Raw genomic sequence first — 24461 nt, 5'->3', positions numbered from 1 at the left:
GTGAGATGAGATTCGGTAATCCTGAGTTTTTTCTGCTTCTTTTTCTTCTGCCACTGTTCGCCGGATTTTTTATCTGGGCGTTTCAGCGCAAGCGTGCTGCACTTCGCCGTTTCGCCTCACTCGATCTTATCGGTAAATTAACACCCTCATCGAGCATCACCAGGCAGGTTGTTAAATGCCTGTTTTTCTGCGCGTATTTCCTTTTCATGACCATTGCGCTGACCCGGCCCCGTTTCGGAGCCAAGATGGAGATGGTAGAGCGTAAAGGGATCGATATCATGGTTGCCCTGGATATCTCACAGAGTATGCTTGCAGAGGATATCGCGCCCAACAGAATCGACCGTGCAAAGCATGAGATAGCAAAACTGATCGATATACTTAAAGGTGACAGGATCGGAATAATTGTATTTGCGGGTGAGAGTTATGTTCAGTGTCCCCTTACCCTTGACTATGGTGCTGCAAAGATGTTTCTCAGTGCGGTATCTACCGGATGGGTAGAGATTCAGGGAACAGCTCTCGGGGATGCCATAAAGCAGGCATCCGAGGCTTTCCGCTCCAAAGCACGCAAGCACAAAGTGATGATTCTCATTTCCGATGGTGAGGATCACGAGGGGAAAGCTGTGGAGACGGCAAAAGCCGCCGCAGAAGAGGGAGTGGTGATCTATACCGTAGGAGTTGGTTCAGAGAGCGGAGTGCCGGTGCCGGTAAGCAGGGGTTCAGGCAATGTCATTTACAAAAAAGACGCGTCCGGAAGTCTTGTGATGACAAGGTTGGATCCGGTTATACTGGAGAAGATCGCGGTAGAAGGGAAAGGAAAGTATTTCCATGCCGGGACAGACCTCTCCCTGTCGGAAATAATGAAGGAAATTTCCGGGATGGAAAAAAAAGATTTCGGAACTGCCAATCTTGCTACTTTCGAAGAGCGATACCAGATATTTTTACTGATAGCGCTGATAATGCTGATGGTGGAATTTTTCATATCTGAACGAAGTGTGAAAAAACACGAGTGGAAAGGCCGTTTTGAGTGATATGAAAATCTGTAACATATTTAACAGAACGATTCTCCTTCCATTATTGGTGATTATTATCTCTGCAGCAGTGTCAGAGGCAGACGAAGTCTATTCAAAGAACAAGAAGGCGAATCGTATTTACAATGAAAAAAGGTATGAGGAAGCGTTAAAGCTCTACGATGACGCACTTCTGCTCTCCCCTTCCGACAACAGTTTGAAGATGAACAAAGGGTCCGCCCTTTACAGACTGGGAGAGTTCGACAAAGCCGGAGAGGCATACACCGGTGCTCTCTCCGAAGAGGACAAAAAGAAGCGTGCGGACGCATTTTATAATCTCGGAAATATTCTCTTCCGGCAAGCCCAGCAGATGGAGCAGAGCGGGGATCAGGGTGCACTTGAAAAGTATAAGGAGGCTCTGCAGAACTATATTCAATCACTGGACCTTCGTCCAGATGACAAAGACGCAAAGTGGAATCTCCAGCTTGCGCATATGAAGGTAAAAGAAAATCAGGAAAAGCAGAATAACCAGAATAATAACCAGAACAAGCAGGACAAGCAGGATAAAGATAAGCAGAACAAACAGGAAAATCAGAATAATCAGGATAAGAAAGACCAGGGAGATCAGAACCAGCAGAATAAAGAAGAGCAGGATAAAAAGGAGGACCAGCAGCAGGAGAATAAAGAACAGCAGAACCAGAGTGATGAAAACAAGAAGCAACAGGAACAGAAAGAGCAGCAGGCCAACGCTCAGCAGCAGGAAGATGACAGCAAGGATATGAAGAAAGAGGAGGCGGAAAGGATAATAGAACTTTACGCCGATGATGCGGACTCGCTGAACAAACCATTGAAGAAAAAGGGTGCAAAGGCACCAAGACCCGAAAAGGACTGGTAAGGAATTATGTCGTTTCAATATTTTGAATTGCCTGTATGCGGAAAGACAATCAGAGGTTCCCTGCATCTGGCCGGACCGCAAAACGGGGTGTGGTTTGTGTTCTGTCATGGTTTTACAGGACAGAGAATGGGTCCGGGTTACCTGTTTGTGAAGATTGCCAGGGAACTGGAAAGTGCCGGTGTCAACTCCATGAGATTCGATTTCACCGGTTCAGGTGAGAGTGATGGATTATTTGCGGACATGAACGTGGAAACGATGAAATCCGATCTTCGAGGTGTAGCAGCCTTTTTAAAGGAAACACACAAGCCCTCAAAACTGATTCTTCTGGGACACAGTTTCGGTGGGATGATAGCCGCATTCTGCGCAGGACCTCTCGATGCATCGGGGATAGTACTTCTCTCCCCTGTAGGCGATCCCACAGGTCTTATTCACCGCAGAAAAAACCTTCTTCAATCAGGCCCGAATTCAGATGGTTACTATGAAAACGGCCCACACGAGATGAGTATCGGATTTCTGGACAGCCTCAAAGGCATCGATCCGGTGGAAGCGCTCTGTGCTGATTTCAAAGGACGGATCCTGCTTTTCCAGGGTGACAAAGATGAATCGATATCAGTTGAGGAGTCCGGAAGATATGTAAAGTGTGCTGAAAGATCCGGAATCCCTGCCGATTACCATGTCGTAAATGGATCAGACCACAATTTCTCACGGGTTCCTGATGTCAAGCTGTTGTGCCGGACAATCCGTTCATGGACACAGGAGCATTTTAAATGAAAACAAAAATGCTTATACCAGTTCTGCTGCTTTTCCCGGTTTTCAGCGCCGGAGCACAGGTGCGGTTCTCAGCCACTACAGAGAGAACCATCGTCACCATGGGAGAGCAGATCGTGATAACAGCTACACTGGTCAGCAGTAAAAAAATTGGTGCAATACCTGTCCCCCAGGTCTCCCCTGTTGAGGGGTTTTCACTGCTTAAAACCGATTCCCGTCAATCAACATCCTCTTCGATTCAGATCATCAACGGAAGGGCGACTCAGAAAAACGAGATCCATACCCAGTTCTATTATGTTATCACGCCGAAATCGACAGGATCTTTCGTTTTCCCTTCGCTGAAAGTCGAAATCAATGGCACGGTTTACCAGACAGATCCGATCTCTTTTAAAGTGACTGATGAGCCAGTGCAAAATCCTGCTATAAAAGTCAGCCTTCTGCTCAATAAAAAGACTCTTTATGTAGGTGAACAGGCGATGCTCACACTTAAAGTTGTGCAGAAAGCAAATTCACCCACAGAGGTACGCAACAGTTTCATGCCTGTACTGGAGAAGCTCGAGGAAGCTTTCGGAAAGAATTTTTCTCTCAGCAGACTTTTTTCGACCCAGATCACAACAGCTTCGGAGCGGATCAACGGGGAAATTTACAATACATACTCTCTGAAGTACTCGGTTTTTCCGGTGAGTGCCGGGAAATTTGAGATTCCCCCGGTTCCATTTGAATACCAGGAACTCAGACGTTCTCAGCGCCGCAGAATAGATCCCTTCTTCGATGATTTTTTCGATATGAACTTTTTCGGTGGTGGTGTACAGGCTGTCCCGAAAAATGCACATTCCAACTCCCTTTCTATTACTGTAAAGCCGCTGCCCCCTGCACCGGCCGGTTTTTCCGGTGCTGTGGGTAAATTCTCGATTGAAGCTGTCACGGATCATCAGGAAGTCCCGGCAGGTGAGGCTTTGACATTGAAAGTGACGGTAAGGGGTTCGACAAGGCCGGCTGACATGGGTGATGTAATTCTCCCCAAACTCGATGATTGTGAAGTGTTCAAACCTGAACGTCAGGTTTATTCCGATACCGGAGCAAATGGAATATCCGCAAGAAAGTTTTACAAATACCTGCTTATCCCAAGACAGGAGGGTACACTTGTTATTCCTCCTGTGACTTTTCCCTATTTTGATCCACAGACAGGAACATTCAAAACCGCCTCATCAGGACAGATCAATATAAATGTGACAAAAGGGAAAGCTAGAAGTAAACCACAGACCAGATATCTGACTCAGGAGGAGATCCGCGAGGTGGGCAGGGATATACGGTATATCAAAACAGGGACAAAAATAGCCAACCAGGAGGAACGTCCATACCGTGAACCTCTCTTCTTCCTTCTCCTGCCATTGCCGCTGATCATTTTCGCGATATCAATTCTATATAGATACCAGGCGGACCGGAAGCAGAAGAACGCGGCTCAGCAGATCAGGCGAAGGGCAGTCAGCCTGGCGAGGAAAAATCTCTCCTCTGTCAGAAGATCCGCTCAAAAGATGCCGCCATCGGAATTTCTGGGAAGGATTTCCGAAGTAATCGAGAGATTTATATCTGAAAAATTCGGTTTTCCTGCTACAGGAAGGACTCTGGAAGAATTGAAAATCGAACTGTTAAAGTACTGTGCAGATGAAAAGATAGTGTCAGATATGGCCTCTTTTATAGAGAACATTGACAGCTACAGGTTCGGGGGAAAGAGTCTTGATGAGAAAACCAGAAAAGAACTGATCTCAAAAACTGAAGCGTTCATCACAGGGCTGAAAAACACTAAAGAAAAGAGTAAGGTTACAATGACAGGGGTTGTTTTACTTCTGCTGACCGGATTTGCATTTTACACGAATGCAGCTCCGGTAGATAATTGGTTTGAGAAAGCCAACAGGTTTTATGATGGGCAGCAGTTCGACAGCGCGATGTACTATTATGAGAAGATAGTGGAGTCAGGAATAAACAACAGTACTGTTTATTACAATCTTGGCAATACCTGCTATCGTCTGAAAAAAATCGGCATGGCACGTTTGTATTATGAGAAAGCAGCCAGGCTCTCCCCAGGAGACCAGGATATCATGAGTAATATCCGTTTTGTAAACTCAAATATCGTTGACAGGGTACCTGATCCTGAGCGTGGTTTCCTGGAAACTGTGCTATGGCAGATGCATATCTGGATGCCTCTCAAGACACAACTGTGGCTTTCATTCTCGGTATTACTTGTGATATCTATCCTTGTATCAGCAGCTTTTTATCTTTCCGGCAATGCACGTCTCTGGCTTATCTATCTCTCGGTACTTCTTGCAATCTTCCTTGGAACAACGGGGCTGTCTGTGGGTTATAAAATTTACGATCTTGAGAAGATCTCCTATGCCATTCTCCTTGCTCCATCATCCGATGCCAGGAATCAGCCCGACGGAAATAAGATACTCTTTACTGTGCATGAAGGCACAAAATTCCGTATCAGAAAGACCGAGGGCGGATGGTCACTGGTCAGCCTTCCAAATGGTGTCAGCGGCTGGGTAGAGAATAAGGATCTGGGTCGGATCTAAGCTTCAGGATGCTGATCCGGTCCCGGAACCGGAACCGGTATAGATGCCCTTCCGATACCGCCCCCGGTTCCGCGGATACCTACTTGAAACAATCTCCCGTATATAGTAGAATGTGTGTATAGTTGTAAAGAAGGAGCCTGATGTATACAAGGGTACATATTAGTGTCTTTTCCCGTCTGCTTTTGATTTGCGCTGTTCTTCTCCTGATCTTCTTCCTTATTTCGCTGAAGTTTAAAATCGATTTTTATCAGGTTCTGACAGGCATAGTTGTACTGCTTTTTATCATTTTTCCAGTCCTTCATTTTTTCGTCAACCGACCCCTGCAGCAGATTCAGAAAGCTCTTGACACAGGAGATCTTTCTCAGATAAAAAGACTGGCTGCCAAAGGCAACGGTTTCGGGCAATTGGCATCACTGGCACTCCGTTTTTTCAAGCAGAGAGAGGAGTTACTGGAGGAGATTTCGGAGCGTAAAAAAGCAGAGAGTGCTTTGAGAGAGAGTGAGGAGCGGTACAGAAGCCTGGTGGAGACCTCTCCTGACGCCATAATGCTTTGTGATCTCGGCGGGACAGTGCTGTTGGGGAATCAGAGTTCTTCAAACAGGATGTTCGGGGATTACACAGAACCGGGTACAGAGATCAGTATCCTGGACCTGGTTTCCTCCGAGAGCCGTCAGAAGGTGGAGTCCATATTAACAGAGATAAAACAGAAGGAGCGGATCAAGGTAGAGTGCCAGATGAAAGGAAGGGATGGAAAGAGTTTTCCTGCTGAAGCCCATTTTTCACTTGTAAATGCATCAAATAACGGAAGCGGGGCTGTAATCTGCATAGCAAGGGATATTACAGAGAGAAAGAAATCAGAAGCAGAGAAAATGAAGCTGGAGGAGCAGTTCCGTGCCATTTACAAAATGGAAGCGGTGGGACAGCTTGCAGGAGGCATAGCGCATGACTTCAACAATATAATGGGCGCTATCTCGGGTTACGCGGATATAATCCGTCACAGATATGGAAGGGATCCCAAGTTAGATAAATATGCCCAGATGATTCTTTCGGCCTCCACCAAGGCATCAGATCTCACAAGCAAACTTCTGACTTTTGCCAGAAAAGGCAAACTCCAGATGTCATCGTTTAATATTCACAATGTGCTTGGGGATGTTATTGAGCTGCTTAAGCACACCATTGACAAGAATATTAAAATATCCTGCGAACTTAATGCTTCTGACTACGTGATAATGGGCGACTCGGCGCAGTTTCAGAGCGCAGTGATGAATCTGGCTCTCAATTCGAGGGATGCGATGCCTGATGGCGGGCAGATAGTTATCAAGACAGAAAATGTTGACCTTGACAAGAGTTTTTCAAAATCACACGCCTATGTTGTCGCACCAGGGTACTATGTTGCTGTTTCTGTAAAAGATACAGGAACCGGAATGGATAAAAAAGTTCTCTCCCACCTCTTTGAGCCTTTCTATACCACCAAGGATGTGGGCAAGGGAACGGGGCTTGGGCTTGCAAGCGCTTACGGGACTGTAAAAAGTCATAACGGTTACATAGATGTCGAGAGCCAGCCAGGTGTCGGAACCACCTTTACATTGTATTTCCCAGTCAATCGGAAGGCCCGATCCAGTGACAAGGATTCTCCCCGGGCATTCGTGCATGGTAAAGGGCACATTCTTGTTGTGGATGACGAAGTATTTCTTCTTGACGCAGTGCAGGAGATGCTTTCATGGCTGGGATACAAGGTAACTGTATGCAATAACGGCAATGATGCCATAGAGATTTTAAAACGCGACCCCTCGGATATCGATTTAGTGATCCTTGATATTATGATGCCGGGTATAGACGGCAGAGAGTGCTTCCGCCGTCTTAAGGAAATAAAGGACGATATCAAGGCGCTTATTGCAACAGGCTACAGGATGGACGAAGATCGTCAGCAGATTCTAAACGAAGGGGTTATCGGGATTTTGCAGAAGCCCTTTGTCTCCGCGCAGTTGGCGGAGGCGGTGCAGGATGCGTTGAGCGGATGAGATAATGATCTCTGCCACACTACCCTGTATTTACCACAAGGGACAGCATCTCCATTACATGCTCCCAGATCCTTGCACTTACCATCCTCACCTTGGCAGAATAAGACCAACAAATGGGAAATAAAAAAGGGGATATTTAAACTCCTCAGCTACAATATCCACCCTTCTATCCCGCATAAGGCAATATGCCCATACAAAAAATGAAAACCTCTACTCAATCCCCACCTTCAGTGCCCGTTCAGTAGCCTTAATTATCGATTTAGAGCTGTAGGTCGCTCCCGATACTCCATCAACCTCCAATGACTGCTTCTCCAGAATCTGCTTAATTACCGGCTCCCCGTTAAAATTCCGGTTATAACGGTGTTCAAGAAGATCCAGTTTGACAAGCTTTCCATCCTTTACAGTTGCCCTCAGCCATCGCATTAACCAGAAGCATATCATAATATCCTGTATAGGTACCATCCTGGACCCTGCTAAAATCTATCTTTTCAAATGAGGTTTTTTGAAATACCTCCTGAGAAGACTTAAGAGTGTAATACTGGGAACAACTGATCAGAAAGCAGCAAAAACAGAGTACTTGTATTTTTTTCATACTGCACTGCTCCTTTAAGACTATAAATAATTATGCGTTATATTTAAACCGTAATGTGTATGATTCAGACAAGTATGGTTACTTACTTTCCGCAGTAATGGCCGTTGGAGCGGGTGTCAATTCCTCACCAGGACTTGCAGCACTGTCGCCAATTGACACAGAACGAATGTCATCAATAATGATAAAGCAGTTAGGGTCTATTTTTCTTGCCATAGCTGTAACTTTCATCACGTTTTTACGCTTTACCTGGACAAGAAGCATTTTGACAACACCATCACGTCCATTGCCATCAAAAGTAGTAACCCTGTAACCGTTCTCCCGCAGCTTTTCCGCGGCAATCTCTCCGTTTCTTGAGAAGATTCTTATTACCTGTTCACCAATTTTCAGAAAACCCTCAATACTCATACCCACGTATGTCCCGGTCGCAAAACCCAATGCAAAAGCAAGGGAGGTAAGCGGGTCCTGAACATTTGTCATAACCCGGGACACTGCATAAATCCAGATAAGGGATTCAAAAAATGCTATCATAAACGCATAACGCCTGCGTCCGCGGATAATCAAAGTATGACGTAAAGTCCCGAGACCTACATCACATACCCGCGCAAGAAATACTATGACAGCTATGCTGATATTAAAATTCTCAAACAAATATCTCCTCCCCTTGTTCACTTCGGCTTCGCTCAGTGAACATGACTGCACTTCGCCCAGTGAGCTCCAGGACAGATTCAGTCCGGAATAATGGAATATACGTGATGCCTTCAAATCTGGCCCCGGAAACAGAAACAGCTCTTCTTATTCTATAAAAATCAATTGAGTAATCTGGATGCCTCTAGATATTGACTTTCTTCTTTCTATTATTTATCATTGATACTTTATTTCTAATTACAATTTCAGGGAGAAACAGAAATGATCAGGGTAAATGAAAACTACCTTAAATTGAAATCTTCCTATCTTTTTTCTGAGATATCCAGAAAAGTAAGCGCTTTCCAGAAAGAAAATCCGGACAAGGAGATAATCCGTCTTGGCATCGGAGATGTGACAAGAGCTCTTCCCCCAGCCTGCATAGAGGCTTTCCATGCCGCAGTTGACGAGATGGCCAATGATTCCACTTTCCGGGGCTATGGCCCCGATCAGGGATATGACTTTCTGCGAAAAAAAATCGCAGCACAGGATTTCCAGTCCCGTGGAGCGGAAATCAGCGCTGACGAAGTTTTCATCAGTGACGGGGCCAAGTGTGATACCGGTAATTTCCAGGAACTTTTTTCCAATGATATCACCATCGCAGTCCCTGATCCTGTTTACCCGGTTTATGTCGATACCAATGTGATGGCAGGGCGAACAGGGGCGTTCGATGATGGGAGATATTCAGGACTGCACTACCTGGATTGTACAGAGGAGAATGGATTTGTCCCGAAGATTCCCCGGGAAAAGGTCGATCTTATCTATCTTTGTTTTCCGAACAACCCCACCGGTGCAGTCGCATCAAAGGACATTCTTCGTGAATGGGTGGAGTACGCACGAAAAGAGCAGGCTTTGATTCTTTTCGATGCGGCATACTCGGCTTTTATCAGAGACGAATCGATTCCTCAGAGTATCTATGAAATAGAGGGTGCGGCCGATGTGGCGGTAGAATTCAGAAGTTTCTCAAAGACAGCCGGTTTCACAGGCACACGTTGTGCCTGCACTGTAGTTCCCAAAAGCTGCAGAGTGTTTGACAGCAACGGTAACACTCATTTTCTTCATCCTCTCTGGAACCGCCGTCATTCCACCAAATTCAACGGAGTCTCCTACCCGGTACAGAGAGCTGCAGAAGCAGTTTACGTCGGAGATGGACCCCGTCAGGTAAGAGAATTGTCGGATTATTACATGGAAAACGCCAGGTTGATCCGTGAGAAGATGCTCAGTCTTGGATTCAGTTGTACCGGAGGTACAAACGCTCCCTATATCTGGATCAACTGTGGAATGGATTCCTGGAAGTTTTTCGATATGCTTCTTGAAAAGGCCGGAGTGGTCTGTACGCCCGGAGCAGGTTTTGGAAGGTGCGGAGAGGGTTATATCAGGATAAGCGCTTTCAATATGAGAGAGAAAGTAGAGAAGGCGCTCAGCCGTATACAGGATGCATTGGGAAACCGCTGAATCAGAGGTGTGTAACGATATTGAGCACCTTGTCAAGATTTGTCAATTCAAAAAGCCTGTTGAGGTATGAATTGGCATCAGGGTTGGCATTGAGTATAATGAGTTCCCTTTTTTCTTTCTGCATCAGGGTATGATAGTACACTATCGTACCCAGCCCGTGACTGTCAAGGAAACTGGCACAGCTTACATCCACAACTATCTGTTTGTGTTTTTTCTTGTATAACTGCTCAATTTTTCTCTGAAACTTTTTTACATCCGCATCGACGATTCTGCCTACAAGTTCCAGTACGGGATTTTCATCGGTTTTCTTCAATGTGACTTCCAGGGTCATACTCTCTCCATCTACCATGAAATTTTCTTCTTCTCTTTGACGCTGTGTTTCCCGTTTCCGGAGCATATCTCCGGGGGCCGGGTATAAACAAGTTTCTTAATAACTAATAATATCTCTTGTCGCACAGGAAGTCAACAGTTCAAAAGGCGCTTTCAGGATATTATATTTAGCCTTTCATGCCGGACTCCAGAGTTCAATTATCCGGCAGGAATCGCGTAATCTTCACGGAACCGGTTTTATGATTATCTACAATGTTCATCCTGTCAATCCACAGAGAAGATATCTTGATTCAACCGCCCGCATCCTCAAGGATGAAGGTGGTATCGCTGTCTACCCTACCGACACCGTTTACGGAATTGGAGCGTGCATCAGCAATCCCAAAGCTCTTGACAAGATAAGCAGAATCCTGATGAAGGATAAGAGCAGGTTGTTTTCTTTTATCTGCAGCGACTTTTCACAGATCTCAACCTACTGCCATCTTTCAAACACGCATTTCAAACTGATGAAAAAATACCTTCCCGGCCCCTTTACCTTTATCCTTCCCGCAACCAATCTTGTTCCAAAGAAAATCTGCCCGAAACGAAAGACCGTCGGAGTCAGAATCCCCTCTTGTGTAATCACGCTTGAACTGGTAAAAACAATAGGCGAACCGCTCGCCAACACATCGATAGGCCTTCCCGGAGACCTGAGAGGCGATCCCGATGAGGTACGGCCGGCAGTAATCAATGAGGTCGATGTCATGCTGGATGCAGGACCGCTGGATAATCCCAGTGGTTCAACTATCATCGATCTCACTAATGAAGAGCCCGAGGTAATAAGAATCGGGAAAGGAAATTGGGAAGGATAAGTGTGAAGTTTCTGCAGTAAATAATTCCAAACCAGAGAAAGAAAAAATGGGAAAACAGATTGAACGGCTGATCGATATAGTAGCAAAGCTGAGAAGTCCGGGCGGATGTCCATGGGACAGAGAACAGACTCATAAATCAATCCTGTCGTGTTTTCTTGACGAGATGTATGAGTTTTTCGAAGCAGTTGATGAAAAAGATGATTACAAGATGAAAGAGGAGCTTGGAGATCTTCTCCTTCAAATAGTTCTGCACAGCAGAATGGCTGAGGAGGAGGGAAAGTTTTCCATGGAGGATGTAGCGTATGAGATCTGTGAGAAACTTATCAGACGTCATCCTCATGTGTTCGGCGAAACACAGGTATCCTCATCGACAGAGGTAATCCACAACTGGGAGAGAATCAAGAAGGGGGAAAAAGGGAAAGAGCACCGCAAGTACCTTGTGGACGATATTCCTGAAGCCCTGCCTGCACTTTTCAAAGCGGAAAAGATGCAGCGCCGTGTTGCACGGGTGGGTTTTGACTGGAAAGACACAGAACCTGTTTTTGACAAAGTAGAAGAAGAATTCAGGGAATTCAGAGAAGCGATACTTAAAGGAGACCAGGAGAACGCCGATGAGGAGCTTGGTGACATCCTTTTTGCCCTTGTCAATGTAGCGCGCCATCACCGCATAAGTGCCGAAGATGCCCTTCGGAGGACTACAGTCAAATTCGCCAGAAGGTTCCGTTATATAGAAGACAAGTTCAGAGAATCAGGGAAGGATATCTCCATAGCGACACTGGAGGAGATGGACCGTTACTGGGAGGAGAGTAAAAAGACAATTGGGTGATTACCCTGCTATGCAATTCTTGTCGATCTCACCCCTCGAACTCCGGAGCCGGTGATTTCTCTGAGTTTACAGGAGCAATATATATAATCATTCTCTCTCCGTTATCGTAAACTTCCAAAACCGGTCCGGACATTTTCAGGTTGTTCTGATTCAGATATTCCTGCAGCCTGGAATAAAACTTACCTGCCCCCATTACATAGGATAAGAAGCTTCTTATCGGAAATCTCCCAACAACCGCTTCTGTTTTTTCGAAAACACCGCTTTTATATGGCTTTTCCACTGCTATCACTGAGTCAACTATCACCCCTGTGATGCTTCTGAGACTGTCCGAAGGAGTTTTGCCCGGATCATCATAGAAGATCCCAAAACCTCTGCTGGCCTCGATTTTCTTTTTATCCCTGACATACTTGAAAACATCATTGAGTGTAAACCTGATTCCGGAAAAAGGCCCCTGGAATTCCCTGTAAATGAGATTGTAAGGCCCGGCAGTTTCTGTAGAAAATTTCACGGTATCGAAAACACCAGCAAAAAAAGACACCAGAAGAATCGCAATAACCACAACACCGGAAATAATCAGGGCTATTCTTGCCATAAAATCACTCCTGCCGTATTTCAGGGAGAAAAAACGAGTTTTCACCAGGAACAGAAAGCAATTCCTGATCCTCTCAGCCAGATATTGTCAATGTTCAGGCAGCCTGCAGTGCAGCTTCCTGGAACTTGACAGACACTATGGTTGAGATGCCCTTCTCCTGCTGGGTTACCCCATAGAGCAGATCGGCTGCTTCCATAGTACGCTTGTTATGGGTGATAACGATAAACTGGGTCTTTTCCGCGAACTTTCTGAGTACTTTGACAAATCTTCCGATATTGGCATCATCGAGAGGCGCATCGAGCTCATCGAGAATACAGTAAGCGGATGGCTTGACAAGATAGAGTGCAAAGAGCAGCGATATGGCGGTAAGTGCACGCTCTCCACCCGATAGAAGCTGAACCCCTCTCATCTTCTTTCCTGCCGGCCTTACATTTATATGAATGGGAGCCTCAAGAGGATCTACATTCTCCTCCATCGCTATATGTGCCTCTCCCCCTTCAAACAGAGTAGTAAACATCTCGGAGAAATTCTGCTTTACCTTCTCGAATGTCTCCAGGAACTGCACCCTGGCTTCCTTGTCAAGTTTCTTTATGGCTCTCTCCAGATCATCAACCGCATTCTGGAGATCATCACGCTGAGCAGTAAGCTCCTTTAATCTCTGGCTCTCTGTCTCATAGTCCTCCAGTGCAGCCATGTTGACCTGCCCGACATGCTTTATACGCTCTTTGAGCATGGAAATGTTCTGGACAACATCACTGTCTTCCTGTTCGATCACAGGAATATTCTCCGGAGGAGATTCAAGATCGATCTCGTAAGCCTCCCAGATCTTCTCTCTTATCCGGCGGCTCTCCTGCTCATCACGGGTCTGCTTTATTTCGCAGTCGTGGACCTGATTGGAGACATGTTCAAGATCAGTCTGGTCGGTCCGGGATTCCTTTCTGACCTCCTCTATCTCAAGCAGTTTCCCGTTGTATTCTTCTCTTTTCCTGTCGCGCACCTCTTCCTTCTCTGCACGAACCTGTTTCGCATTCTCAAGCTCTATTCTCAGAGATTCCAGGCCCCTCTCCAGTTCCTCTTTCTCACTGAGAGCTTTACGCTTATCCTCTATCTTGGCAGCTTTACGTTCTGCCAAAGTCTTGATATCTCTTCCCAGACGCTCTATATCTGCCCGGTCCTGATTGATCCTGTTTTTCAGTCCATGGGTTTCAAGCTCGACGTTTTTCAGGTGCTCCATCAGAGAGCGTCTCTGCTCTTCCAGGTTTCTTACCTCGTTTCTGGCCTCGTCAACCTGCTGTTCAAGCAAATCCCGACGGCTCTCAAGAGTCGCAGTCTCCGCCTCTGTTGTGGCGATTTTCTCTTCTGATTCCTTTATTGAAGATTCGATTTCCAAGAGTTCCGGCTGCAGAGCAGTGGTGCGGGTGAGTATATTCTGAGTTTCTGTCTCGTAATGCTTGATATTTGTCTGCTGTTCCTGCTGCTGACGCTGGCCCCTGTTAAGCTTCTCATCTACTTCAATAAGAGCCATTTTCGCTTCGTCTCTGTTGATAATACAGGTATCCTTCTCACTGACCACCGATGAGTACTCTTTTTCGAAAGTCTCAATATCTGCAGTCAATTTCTCGATCTGCTGTTTACGCTGCAGTATTCCGGCCTTTTCCTTTTTACCGGTTCCCGCTGTGACAGTGCCGTCGCTTTCACAGATCACTCCATCCCTGGATACAAAGAGTCTTCTTCCACTGTCCCGACGTGATAACTCCATCGCCTCTCCGGCAGTATCTGTAATCACAATACCGCTTAAAAGCCTCTGAGCTATCACCTCACATCCGGCGGCTACCTTTACAATTGACGTCAGGTTTATCCCTTTTTCGGGCGCTGCTTCAGTTGAAGGTGCCATGCCCGCCAGCCGCTCCAGAGAGATCATCCTGGCAACACCGATTTTCTCCCTGCCAAGAATCTCTACCGCTGCGGAAAGCTGTGCCTCTGTTTCAAAGACAACTGTCTGAATTCTGTCCCCAAGCACTCTCTCCACAAGCCCGATCAATTGCGGATCGGTCACTGAAAGCAGGTCAGCTATGATGCCCTTTACCCCGGGCAATTTGCGGGTAATAATCTCCCTGACTCCAGCTTGATATCCCTCAAAAGAAGACTCAAGACCGGCAAGAAACTTCAGTTGTGATTTACAGGATGCAATCTGGGCTTCGAGATGTTTTTCCCGCTCCACCAAAGTATGGTAGTGTTTTTCCTCCTTCTCGATCCTGCCAAGAAGCACTTCCCGGGACTGAAGCAGGTTCCGGTTTTCCTCATCAACAGCGGCCAGTTGCTCTTTACATATACTTATCGCGTCCTGAAACTCCTCCAGCCTTGACTGAAGTCCATGAAGCTCACGAAGTCCACGTTCCCTGCGCTCGATGAGATTACTCAATCTTGCCTTCAAAGATCCCAGAGTGTTTCTGCTCTCACCCAGTACATTGATGATTTCTATCTGGTCACGGCCAAGCTGGTCAGCTTTCTCCCTGCTTTTCTGCATCTGTGAATCAAACCGGGCCAGTTCGTCTGTAGCCCCGTCAACCCTCTCTACACTCTTCTGAAGCTGTGTCTCCCGCTCGATGATACTCTTTTCAATCTGAGTGCGTAAATTAGTGTTCTCTTCAATCTGACCGTCAATAGAGATCACCTCTGCATCAAACCTTTCGGCATTCTGCCCCAGGTTTGTTGCCCTTTCTGTGTTGACGGAAATATCCCGGTCAATTCTGATAATCTTCTCGGTAGCCTCACTTACATTGCGGGAGGCAATCTCAAGCTCCTTCTCCAGTTCCAGAGCATTAAGCTGCATCTTTTCAACGCGAGATTCTGATGTAGCGATCCGTGCCCGTAGAGCTTCCCTGCGGCTTTCCAGTTCCTCGAGCTGTGCATTACGGGCTTTCATGGCCTCTGAGAGAGAAAGGTAACGCCGGTATTCAAACCCTACTTCCAGAGATCTGAGATCATCATAATAGGCCTTGTATCTCTTCGCCTTCTCAACATGCCTGGCCAGCATACGGACCTGACGGTCGGCTTCCTGCACTTTATCGTTTATTCTGAGAAGATCCTGAGCGGTTTTCTCGAGCTGACGGTGGCTCTCTTTTCTGCGGTGTTTGTATTTGCCGATTCCAGCAGCTTCTTCAAACAATATGCGCCTCTCCTCAGCCTTGTCACTGAGGATGGAGTTAATCATGGTATTTTCTATAGTAGTATAGGCGCTGCTCCCCACACCTGTATCAAGGAAAAGGTTTTGGATGTCACGAAGGCGGCACTGGGTCTTGTTGATCAGATATTCACTCTCCCCGCTTCTGTATATCCGCCTTGTGATCGATACATCCCTGTACTCGACAGGAAGGATCTTTTTATTGTTCTCGATTGTCAAAGTCACTTCGGCCACATTGAGAGGCTGACGGGATTGAGTTCCGGAAAAGATCACATCCGCCATGTTGCTGCTGCGCAGCAACGATGCCTTCTGTTCACCAAAAACCCATCGTATGGCATCGACAACATTGCTCTTTCCGCAGCCGTTGGGACCAATCACAGCGGTCATCCCCTCGCCAAACTCCAACTCTATCCTATCAGCGAATGACTTGAAGCCGTAAATCGAGAGCTTCCGTAAGATCATGTGTTTTCCTCTAATTATGAAAAATGGGCGTAATCTTCTTATAAATACAATACGTTGCTATCAGAAGTATTCAAGATACAACATATTGGGTATTGAGTCAAGGTTTTTTACTTCAACTCCCCCTATCCCCTTTATTAACAGAATCTTACACAGAGTCAAGAGCAGTTGTAGGGACCAACCCCAGAATATTGTATGATCCCGGGGGGAGATACGCAAGGGGAAGTATAAACAGGGGTTAAAAGGTTTAATGGAGGCCGTATTTTTACGGTTTATCTGTTTTTTCCAGGCGCAAACGCTTTCTCTGCTTCATTTTGTTCAATTTTTTTTGCTTGTAAAGAAGCTGGTCGGCCTGGCTAAGCAGGGTTTCAATATTTTCCGTCCCTGTGGCAGAGAAGGGGACTGCGCCGATGCTGAAAGAGACCTTGTAGGGTTTTCCGGATGTGCTGTTGTACTCTTCCAACAGGTCGTGTATCCGTTTCTGCAGATCTGCTAACATATCCATGGAGGTGTTTATGGTAAAGATAGTGAACTCATCCCCACCGATTCTTGAGATTATATCGACCTCCCTGAATGTCTTTCTCAGGATTACAGCCACAGCTTTTATAGCGTTGTCACCTTCCTCGTGACCGTAAGTATCATTGATCTTTTTCAGTCCATCAAGATCCGCAAAGAACAGCAGCCCGTCTATCCCCATCCGCCTCGACACATTAAGATCGTGTCTGGAGTGATTCAGGAATCCCCTGCGGTTAAGAAGTCCGGTAAGCTCATCAGTCTGTGAGATATCATTGAGCTGCTGATTATATTCCTCAAGTTCTAACAGAGCGTACCTTAGCTTCTCCTCGATCTCCTGCCTCGTTTTCATCAGGTACATCAGTTTCAGTGCACAGCTGATCTCCACTACCAGTGATTCAAAAAGCAGACTGTCAATAAAGTCGATTTCCGACACCAGGAACCCAAGCTGCTCCTCCATGTAAAACAGCGGAAGAACAACGGCCGTGTAGCGTTTTTCAGCAGTAAACAGTTCCTTTTTCAATATATTCTTTGTAGCTATCGTTCCGGTTTTCAGCAGTTTTTCAGCAAGTTCAGGATGCCCGTAGGACATGGACAGTTTGATGTTGCGAGGGAACTTCCAGCGGTCGGTTCTTCCATGAACATAGGAATTCTCATATAAATAGATATAGCAGCTTGATATCCCCATAGACTTAAGCTGCGGGATTATCGTCTTGAGGGTCTTGTTTCTGTCATAAACATTGGAAATAAGAAGATTCAGGATTACTCTCAAACCACGAAAATCTTTCTTGTGCAGTGCCCATTTCTTGGAGTTTATCTTGAGTGCTGATTCCATGAAAATGACACGGGCCTGGTGAAAAAAGTCCTCGAGCCTGGCAATCTTCTCCACATCATCAGCAGCCCAAAGGAGCTTATGACGCAGATCAGTGATCAGATTATGAAATGTAAGGATATCATCTTCCTCTATATACTCCGATGAGAGTATTTCCGTGATTCTGCTTTTAATCCATCTACATTTTCTGTCGACCTCACTGCAGCACACATCGAGTTTACAAAGGTCCCCAAGCAGTTGCATCATCTTATCATGAATAAAGGGACGGTCTTCAAAGGAGTATTTCTTATGAAGAGAATCATCGTCTAAGGTTGCACACCTTTTTTTCCTGACACTGCAGAGATCTATAGCTTTTACAGATTGCGACATGCATCCACAGGATTCCCTGATCACAAGCTGTGTCTCAAGGGTATGGTTTACCACAGGTCCCCCGTTTATCATGTCGAGTGCAATCTGAAATGCCTTCTGAGCTTGTTCATAGATTGGCTGGGAAACGGTTGTAAGTGATGGTGTGCTGAATTTTGCACTTTCCACATTATCAAAACCAATTATGGCTACATCTGCCGGGATACGGAAGCCTCTGTTTTGCAATGCCTGCATTACACTGAGAGCCATCTCGTCGTTTGCAGCAGAAACAGCATCGAATTTCACTTTCCTCTCTTCCAGAAGCTCATTTATCGCTTTGAAAGCGGAGTAAAAGGTGAAATCTCCCTCATAGACAAGCGCTGGATCAAATTCGATTCCGTTTTCCTGAAGTGCTTCTTTATAAACCAGGTATCTTTCCTGTGCTTCGGCATTGCTTTCCGGGCCACGGATAAAGGCGATTTTCCTGAGATTGTGATCCTTAATCAGATGAGAGAATGCTCTTTTCATGCCGATTTTGTTGTCGATCAGGACACTGGAGATACCGCTAAGCGGGATAGAGATACTTATAAGTGGAATTCCCTCATATCTCTTGTAAAATGCCTCAAACTCCTCATACGACAGAAAATTTGTGATTGTTCCTGTAGCCAGTATCAAAGCATCGATTGATTCAGCAGAGGGTAGTTCATAAACGGCATTAAACTGATAGTCGAATTCATAGGGGGCTTTGGGAGATTTGCCGGGGAAAATTACAAGATTTGAATCACTTCTCTGCGCAGCATCCATGGCCCCCATATAGAGGTTATAGGTATAGGCATTTTCCAGGTCAGAAATGAAAAGACCAACTGTGGGTCTGGATTTTCTGGTCTTTCTTCTTTTCATAAAAACCCTGGAATATCCTTGTACGAAACCTGAGTTTCCGGCCCATCTAGATGGAGAAGCGGCATCATTTCAGATTTCTTGATTGAAAGAGAACACCCCTGTATATAATACCTCTTTTTTTGGTTTTTGACAACTTTGTTTTTCATAACGTAAAGGGAAAAAGACAAAATAAATTAAATTCTGATGTTTGTTATTTGATTGTGTTTTCAGAGCCGGGTGACAGATTTAAAGTATCGATCAGTGTCTTGAAACAGGTTAATAAAATTGTACACAGTTTTTTTCGGGGGTTGGGGTTGGAAGATTATGGTTCCATATATCTATATGTTTGAAAAGGGACTTCGAGATGAAAATATAAAATCCAGGGGACGGACTATCTTTTTGCTTTTCTCAAAAACAAATAAACTCGATAAGCCACCTCGATGAAAACACTTGTAATTTAAAACTCTGTTTTATAATTACAAGGCACCACCAACAAAGCCCATTATTTATTTTATATGACTTTCCCTGATTTCGATCCCCTGGAATTCTGTCAAAAGGAGAGGTTCGGATCGCATGAGGACGGTGTGTATCAAGATTGGTGGAGCGACAGTCGATGCCGAGGGGCTTCTTATTCAACTGGGTCAAAGTATAAAGAAGCTGATGCCTCAATCTTTTCCGGTCATTGTACACGGAGGTGGCAAAGACATAGCAAGACATCTGGACCTGCTCAACAAGGAATTTACATTTGTGGAAGGGATGCGGGTTACCGATGCCGAGATGGTAAAAATCGTACAGATGGTGCTTTCTGGCGATGTAAACAAAAGAATTGTCAATGCACTGCTTCTCGGAGGAGTCTCAGCAGCCGGTTTCAGCGGCGTTGATTCCAATCTCTTTCTGGCCTCAAAGATGACCATGAGAGGCCAGGATATCGGTCTTGTGGGCAAAATAGAACAGGTTAACACAACACTTATATCTATCTGTAAACAAAACAGCATTGTCCCAGTGGTCTCTCCGATCTCCCGGGATAATAATGGCGCCATCTACAATGTCAATGCTGACCTGGCAGCAAGCGAACTGGCAATGGCTCTGGAGGCTGACGACCTCATATTCGTATCCGATGTTCCAGGAGTTCTGATAAACGATGAAGTGAAAAAAGAGATACGCACATCCGAAATAGAAGATCTAATTGCCCGCGGTCACATAACAGGAGGTATGATACCTAAGCTCCGCTCGGCTGCTGATGCAGTCCATCGCGGAGTTGGACGCGTACATATCTGCGGATGGAGGGGCAGTGAGACGCTTCTTAACGAGCTTTCCACTTCAACTTCCACCGGAACAGTGATTCACAGGTAATCTGCCCGGAAACAATACACCAGGCAGGAGTTCCTAATGACTCTTGTAAATGAGTCAACCAGGAAAAACAATCACATCACAAACGGGAAAAATGAAATGAAAAATATCGATTCACTTTTTGTACCCACATATAAGCGGGACGGTGCCCCTATTGTCAAGGGGAAAGGCGTTTATCTTTACGATTCAGATAATAAAAAATTCCTCGATTTCGGATCCGGAATAGCTGTCAATGCACTCGGCCATGCTCATCCGGCGCTTATCGCTGCCTTGAAAAAGCAGGGCTCGATGGTTATCCACACATCGAACCTCTACTATTCACAGGCACAGATCGACCTGGCTGAAAAGCTTCTGAAGCACAGTTTTGGCGACAGGGTTTTCTTCTGCAACAGTGGAACCGAAGCAAACGAGGCAGCTATAAAGTTCGCCAGAAAAAAAGCATCAGTAATTAAAGGGAAATATCATGTTCTTTCGTTTTGCAGTGCATTTCACGGCAGAACCTACGGGGCTCTAAGCGCCACTCCTCAGAAGAAGTTTCATGAGGGATTTGAGCCTCTTCTGGAGGGTTTTCACTCCTCGGAGCTCAATAATATAAAAGCTGTAAAAAAGATACTTGACTCTCACAAGTTTGCGGCTGTCATAGTTGAACCTCTTCAGGGCGAGGGCGGAGTCAATCCGGCTTCAACCGAATTTCTGAAATTCTTAAGAGAATACACGGAGAAAAAGTCGATCGCCCTTATATTCGATGAGATCCAGTGCGGTATGGGCAGAACCGGAACTCTCTGGAATTATGAGCAGCATAAGGTGATCCCGGACATGATGACACTTGCCAAGCCGATAGGTGGCGGGCTGCCTCTTGGAGTAGTGGTCTGCAGTGAAAAGTTTGCATCAGCGATTTCACCCGGCGACCACGGCACCACTTTCGGGGGTAATCCGGTAGCATGCGCACTTGGATGTGAACTGCTTAAAATCATCTCAGAAAAGCAATTTCTGAAAGGTGTAAAGCAGAAAGGCAGTTATCTCAAAAAGAAACTCTCTGCTCTCAAAAAAATGTTCCAGGACATTGAGGACATCAGAGGCACAGGTCTTCTTCTTGGGGTACAACTGAAAGACGATCCTGCAGCGGTAGTGTCTGAGTGCAGAAAGAAGGGACTGCTGGTAGTGAAGGCGGGAAAAAACACAATCCGGTTCATGCCGCCTTTGACGGTCAGTGAATCTGAGATCAACAAGGCAGTGGCCATTTTCAGTGGAGTTCTGAGCAGAAAGTAACTACAAAACTGACTAAATACAAAGGATTAATATTATGGAAAAGGTAGTTTTGCTTTATTCCGGCGGTCTTGACACTTCAATAATGATTCCATGGCTCAAGGAGAACTACAATTGTGAAGTGATAGCCATGTGTGCCGATCTGGGGCAGCAGGAAGAACTGAGCGGTCTGGAAGAGAAAGCATTAAAAACCGGTGCATCAAAGCTGTACATCGAAGACCTCACCAGTGAGTTTGTAGCCGATTATATCTTCCCTACCCTTCGGGCCGGAGCGGTTTACGAGGGATCTTACCTTCTGGGAACCAGCTTCGCAAGACCGCTTATTGCCAAACGGGCGGTTGAGATCGCACATAAGGAGGGAGCAAGTGCCATAGCTCATGGCGCTACAGGGAAAGGAAATGATCAGGTCCGGTTTGAGCTCACAATAATGGCGCTGGATCCGAATCTGAAAATAATCTCCCCATGGAAAGATCCTCTCTGGACCATGCATTCCAGAGAAGACTGCATCGCTTACGCGGAAAAACACAATGTGCCTATCAGCCAGTCAAAGAAGAGAATCTACTCAGAGGACCGGAACATCTGGCATATAAGCCATGAAGGCGGTGTTCTTGAGAGTCCGGGAAACGAACCACCGGATGACGTGTACACGCTTTCCAATACAGTCGAAAAAGCTCCTGATAAAGCCGAATACGTGGAGATCGCTTTTGAAAAGGGAACACCTGTGGCTGTAAACGGCAGCAGAATTGGACCTGTGGAACTGCTCGATACTCTAAACAAAATCGGAGCTGTGCATGCTATCGGTCATATTGACATGGTTGAAAACAGACTGGTTGGAATAAAATCCAGAGGCATTTACGAGACTCCGGGTGGCACAATACTCTACTTTGCCCACAGGGAGCTTGAGAGGCTGGTCCTTGACAGAGATACAAGCCACTTCAAGGAGATTATCTCATCCAGATATGCCGAACTTGTCTATTTCGGGCAGTGGTTTTCTGCTCTGAGAGAGGCTCTGGACGCTTTTGTTGATGTGACGCAGAGAAATGTAACCGGCACAGTGAAACTCAAGCTTTACAAGGGTAATATCATACCTGCCGGTACAAAGGCTCCAAAGTCACTCTATCTCGAAGACCTGGCATCATTTACCGATACAGAACTGTACAACCAGAAAGATGCCACAGGGTTTATAAAGCTCTTCGGCTTGCCGATGAAAGTAGCAGGTCTGGTCGAAAGAAAGATGTAGTTCATATTTCCAAAGGGGCGGTACTGAACGCCCCTTTTTTTTCATACCCTATGGAAAAAGAAACAAACCAGAAGATCGATGCGGTAATCGTAGCTGCCGGTTCAGGAACGCGGCTGGGATATAAGGAACCCAAGGCCTTTGTACCCCTTGGCGGCAAACCGATGCTGGAGTATTCTTTAGAGTTTTTTCTCTCGCGTAAAGACATCGTAAAAATTGTTCTTGTGGTGCCATCAGAGATGCTCCATTCTGCAAAAGAAAAGTATGCCTGCGAGAGAGTAGAGGTGGTTGCCGGCGGAAAGCAGAGATGGAATTCGGTGAGCAATGGCCTGAGTGGTCTGGAGTCTGAGTGGGTTTTGATCCACGATGCAGCAAGACCGTTTGTAACTGACCTTGTGATTGACAGGATTCTGGAAAAAAGAGACAGTTACGATTGTGTAATCACAGTCACCCCTGAAGTTGACACAGTGCGGACCTTTGAAGGGGACAGAGCCCTGGAAACAGTTGACAGGGAAAAACTTGTCAGAGTGGGAACCCCGCAGCTTTTCCGCAGAAAACTTCTTATTGCAGCACTAAACAGCATGTCGGAATCCGAACCTCCTCCCACCGATGAAGCCGTACTGATGCAGAAGGCGGGTATGGAGGTGGGAATTGCCTGGGGGGACCCGAAGAATTTTAAAATCACCACTCTTTCCGACCTGGAAACTGCGGAGGCGATAGTTGCGGCAAAAAAATCGATGCTCCTGGGCGGGTGATGACCCCGATTATATCAGGTATCACGATCAGGAATGGGGAATCCCGGTACACGATGACAGGAAACTATTTGAGATGCTTGTTCTCGAGGGGTTTCAGGCCGGGCTCTCCTGGATCACCATACTGAAAAGACGGGAGAATTTCCGCAGAGCATTCGCAGGGTTCGACTGGGAGAAAGTGGCTTCATTCAACGATAAAAAGATTGAAGAGCTCATGCTTGACAGCGGAATAATCCGCAACAGGTTGAAAATCCTCTCAGCAGTTAACAATGCGAAGAGATTCCGTGAGGTCAGGGCAGAGTTCGGCACATTTGACAAGTACATCTGGCAGTTTACCAATTATAAGGCCCTCTTTCCTCCAAAGCCGCCCAAAACCTGGAAAGACCTTCCTGCCCGTACACCTGAATCCGATCAGATGAGCAAGGATCTCAAGAAACGCGGATTTAACTTTGTCGGCAGCGTAATCTGTTATGCTTTTATGCAGGCAACAGGAATGGTCAATGATCATCTGGAAGGGTGTTTCAGGTTTATGAAGAAAAAGAGCTGACAAGGACGTAACTGCCCGCAGAAATCTGTTTAAGCGCTTATAAAAGTAAAAAAATAGTCCGTCCCCTGCCCTTGATAATCGGAAGTATGAACTATATTATTAGTATTTCGTTTCGGTTGAGCGCATTTTCCGCCGAACCGCGTCTACAAAGAAAACCCCATTCCGGAGGAAACGATGAAATCCGTGCATCTGCTTAAACCCTTACTTTTTTCCTGTGCCATCTTCATCCTGCTTTTCGCTAACTGCGGGCTTCTGGATTTTGATAACCGGCCCACTAAAAGCAGAATGGAAGGAGTGTGGCAGGTAACGGAAGCCTACGATGAGGACGGGTATTCCATTATGGATCAAATCGCCTTCCCTATCACCGCCTTCCACCTTTCAAGTGACAACACTGTCATCTCAACTGCCGGGCCTATGGCAATGTACCTGGTGTATGGAGCAAGCAACTCCAAATTTCTGGAAGTGGTCGGAAAGGTAGACCAGGTGTTCAATTATGCCAGTCTCAATTT

The 24461-nt window shown here is 46.0% G+C and carries 20 protein-coding genes; 14 read left to right on the top strand and 6 right to left on the bottom strand.

Annotated features, from left to right (window positions below; genetic code table 11):
• The first annotated feature begins 5 nt into the window (after positions 1 to 5).
• The 5 genes from GX089_10235 (at position 6) to GX089_10215 (ending at position 7264) form a co-directional block, all read left to right on the top strand.
• Positions 6 to 1028, top strand: coding sequence for a VWA domain-containing protein (locus tag GX089_10235; GenBank protein NLP02862.1), 1023 nt, complete (start codon positions 6 to 8; stop codon positions 1026 to 1028).
• Positions 1021 to 1902 carry a tetratricopeptide repeat protein gene (locus tag GX089_10230; protein NLP02861.1) on the top strand — a complete coding sequence of 294 codons (882 nt, stop codon included), beginning with the start codon at positions 1021 to 1023 and terminating at the stop codon, positions 1900 to 1902. The genes GX089_10235 and GX089_10230 overlap by 8 nt, the downstream gene beginning before the upstream one ends.
• 6 nt (positions 1903 to 1908) lie before the next feature.
• Positions 1909 to 2673, top strand: coding sequence for an alpha/beta hydrolase (locus GX089_10225; GenBank protein NLP02860.1), 765 nt, complete (start codon positions 1909 to 1911; stop codon positions 2671 to 2673).
• A complete protein-coding gene (locus tag GX089_10220) occupies positions 2670 to 5243 on the top strand; it encodes a tetratricopeptide repeat protein (GenBank protein NLP02859.1) in 2574 nt (857 codons plus the stop codon). The genes GX089_10225 and GX089_10220 overlap by 4 nt, the downstream gene beginning before the upstream one ends.
• 140 nt (positions 5244 to 5383) lie before the next feature.
• Positions 5384 to 7264 carry a response regulator gene (locus GX089_10215; protein ID NLP02858.1) on the top strand — a complete coding sequence of 627 codons (1881 nt, stop codon included), beginning with the start codon at positions 5384 to 5386 and terminating at the stop codon, positions 7262 to 7264.
• A 210-nt stretch (positions 7265 to 7474) separates the two neighbouring features.
• On the opposite strand, the gene GX089_10210 is transcribed toward GX089_10215, so the two are convergent.
• A complete protein-coding gene (locus GX089_10210) occupies positions 7475 to 7705 on the bottom strand; it encodes an FMN-binding protein (protein ID NLP02857.1) in 231 nt (76 codons plus the stop codon).
• Positions 7706 to 7934: 229 nt separating this feature from the next.
• Positions 7935 to 8504 carry a DUF2179 domain-containing protein gene (locus GX089_10205; protein ID NLP02856.1) on the bottom strand — a complete coding sequence of 190 codons (570 nt, stop codon included), beginning with the start codon at positions 8502 to 8504 and terminating at the stop codon, positions 7935 to 7937.
• 258 nt (positions 8505 to 8762) lie between these two features.
• Here GX089_10205 and GX089_10200 point away from each other — a divergent pair, with 258 nt between their 5' ends.
• Positions 8763 to 9992 (top strand): LL-diaminopimelate aminotransferase, encoded by a 1230-nt coding sequence (locus tag GX089_10200; GenBank protein NLP02855.1) that lies wholly within the window; start codon positions 8763 to 8765, stop codon positions 9990 to 9992.
• Position 9993: 1 nt separating this feature from the next.
• Here GX089_10200 and GX089_10195 read toward each other — a convergent pair whose 3' ends face one another.
• Positions 9994 to 10389 (bottom strand): STAS domain-containing protein, encoded by a 396-nt coding sequence (locus tag GX089_10195; GenBank protein NLP02854.1) that lies wholly within the window; start codon positions 10387 to 10389, stop codon positions 9994 to 9996.
• Between the two features lie 172 nt (positions 10390 to 10561).
• Between GX089_10195 and GX089_10190 the strand changes: the two genes are divergently transcribed.
• Both GX089_10190 and mazG read left to right on the top strand, forming a co-directional pair.
• Positions 10562 to 11170, top strand: a complete 609-nt coding sequence (locus GX089_10190) for a threonylcarbamoyl-AMP synthase (GenBank protein ID NLP02853.1) — start codon at positions 10562 to 10564, stop codon at positions 11168 to 11170.
• 46 nt (positions 11171 to 11216) lie between these two features.
• A complete protein-coding gene (gene mazG, locus GX089_10185; GenBank protein ID NLP02852.1) occupies positions 11217 to 11996 on the top strand; it encodes a nucleoside triphosphate pyrophosphohydrolase in 780 nt (259 codons plus the stop codon).
• Positions 11997 to 12024: 28 nt separating this feature from the next.
• Here mazG and GX089_10180 read toward each other — a convergent pair whose 3' ends face one another.
• The 3 genes from GX089_10180 to GX089_10170 form a co-directional block, all read right to left on the bottom strand.
• Entirely contained in the window at positions 12025 to 12588 is a 564-nt protein-coding gene (locus tag GX089_10180) for a GyrI-like domain-containing protein (GenBank protein NLP02851.1), read from the bottom strand.
• Positions 12589 to 12682: 94 nt separating this feature from the next.
• Positions 12683 to 16234, bottom strand: coding sequence for a chromosome segregation protein SMC (smc, locus tag GX089_10175; protein ID NLP02850.1), 3552 nt, complete (start codon positions 16232 to 16234; stop codon positions 12683 to 12685).
• A 262-nt stretch (positions 16235 to 16496) separates the two neighbouring features.
• Complete coding sequence (locus GX089_10170; protein NLP02849.1) at positions 16497 to 18821, bottom strand: GGDEF domain-containing protein; 2325 nt, start codon at positions 18819 to 18821, stop codon at positions 16497 to 16499.
• Between the two features lie 552 nt (positions 18822 to 19373).
• Between GX089_10170 and argB the strand changes: the two genes are divergently transcribed.
• The 6 genes from argB to GX089_10140 all read left to right on the top strand — a co-directional run.
• Positions 19374 to 20153 carry an acetylglutamate kinase gene (gene argB, locus GX089_10165; GenBank protein NLP02848.1) on the top strand — a complete coding sequence of 260 codons (780 nt, stop codon included), beginning with the start codon at positions 19374 to 19376 and terminating at the stop codon, positions 20151 to 20153.
• Between the two features lie 36 nt (positions 20154 to 20189).
• Positions 20190 to 21419, top strand: coding sequence for an aspartate aminotransferase family protein (locus GX089_10160; GenBank protein NLP02847.1), 1230 nt, complete (start codon positions 20190 to 20192; stop codon positions 21417 to 21419).
• A 34-nt stretch (positions 21420 to 21453) separates the two neighbouring features.
• A complete protein-coding gene (locus GX089_10155) occupies positions 21454 to 22656 on the top strand; it encodes an argininosuccinate synthase (protein NLP02846.1) in 1203 nt (400 codons plus the stop codon).
• A 50-nt stretch (positions 22657 to 22706) separates the two neighbouring features.
• A complete protein-coding gene (ispD, locus tag GX089_10150; protein NLP02845.1) occupies positions 22707 to 23408 on the top strand; it encodes a 2-C-methyl-D-erythritol 4-phosphate cytidylyltransferase in 702 nt (233 codons plus the stop codon).
• Complete coding sequence (locus tag GX089_10145) at positions 23374 to 23952, top strand: DNA-3-methyladenine glycosylase I (GenBank protein ID NLP02844.1); 579 nt, start codon at positions 23374 to 23376, stop codon at positions 23950 to 23952. The genes ispD and GX089_10145 overlap by 35 nt, the downstream gene beginning before the upstream one ends.
• Positions 23953 to 24126: 174 nt before the next feature.
• Positions 24127 to 24461 (top strand): hypothetical protein (locus tag GX089_10140; protein NLP02843.1); only part of this gene is annotated, 335 nt, incomplete at its 3' end.

This window comes from Fibrobacter sp., from assembly GCA_012523595.1.
GTDB lineage: Bacteria > Fibrobacterota > Chitinivibrionia > Chitinivibrionales > Chitinispirillaceae > JAAYIG01.
The sequence above is the reverse complement of the archived record's forward strand: the minus strand, read 5'-3'. Positions and strand labels throughout refer to the sequence as shown.

Excerpts from the sequence above, each read along its gene's own strand:
- GX089_10235 (NLP02862.1), top strand. The coding sequence starts at position 6 with ATGAGATTCGGTAATCCTGAGTTTTTTCTGCTTCTTTTTCTTCTGCCA.
- GX089_10225 (NLP02860.1), top strand. The coding sequence starts at position 1,909 with ATGTCGTTTCAATATTTTGAATTGCCTGTATGCGGAAAGACAATCAGA.
- GX089_10220 (NLP02859.1), top strand. The coding sequence starts at position 2,670 with ATGAAAACAAAAATGCTTATACCAGTTCTGCTGCTTTTCCCGGTTTTC.
- GX089_10215 (NLP02858.1), top strand. The coding sequence starts at position 5,384 with ATGTATACAAGGGTACATATTAGTGTCTTTTCCCGTCTGCTTTTGATT.
- GX089_10210 (NLP02857.1), bottom strand. The coding sequence starts at position 7,705 with ATGATATGCTTCTGGTTAATGCGATGGCTGAGGGCAACTGTAAAGGAT.
- GX089_10200 (NLP02855.1), top strand. The coding sequence starts at position 8,763 with ATGATCAGGGTAAATGAAAACTACCTTAAATTGAAATCTTCCTATCTT.
- GX089_10195 (NLP02854.1), bottom strand. The coding sequence starts at position 10,389 with ATGCTCCGGAAACGGGAAACACAGCGTCAAAGAGAAGAAGAAAATTTC.
- GX089_10190 (NLP02853.1), top strand. The coding sequence starts at position 10,562 with ATGATTATCTACAATGTTCATCCTGTCAATCCACAGAGAAGATATCTT.
- mazG (NLP02852.1), top strand. The coding sequence starts at position 11,217 with ATGGGAAAACAGATTGAACGGCTGATCGATATAGTAGCAAAGCTGAGA.
- GX089_10180 (NLP02851.1), bottom strand. The coding sequence starts at position 12,588 with ATGGCAAGAATAGCCCTGATTATTTCCGGTGTTGTGGTTATTGCGATT.
- smc (NLP02850.1), bottom strand. The coding sequence starts at position 16,234 with ATGATCTTACGGAAGCTCTCGATTTACGGCTTCAAGTCATTCGCTGAT.
- GX089_10170 (NLP02849.1), bottom strand. The coding sequence starts at position 18,821 with ATGAAAAGAAGAAAGACCAGAAAATCCAGACCCACAGTTGGTCTTTTC.
- argB (NLP02848.1), top strand. The coding sequence starts at position 19,374 with ATGAGGACGGTGTGTATCAAGATTGGTGGAGCGACAGTCGATGCCGAG.
- GX089_10160 (NLP02847.1), top strand. The coding sequence starts at position 20,190 with ATGACTCTTGTAAATGAGTCAACCAGGAAAAACAATCACATCACAAAC.
- GX089_10155 (NLP02846.1), top strand. The coding sequence starts at position 21,454 with ATGGAAAAGGTAGTTTTGCTTTATTCCGGCGGTCTTGACACTTCAATA.
- ispD (NLP02845.1), top strand. The coding sequence starts at position 22,707 with ATGGAAAAAGAAACAAACCAGAAGATCGATGCGGTAATCGTAGCTGCC.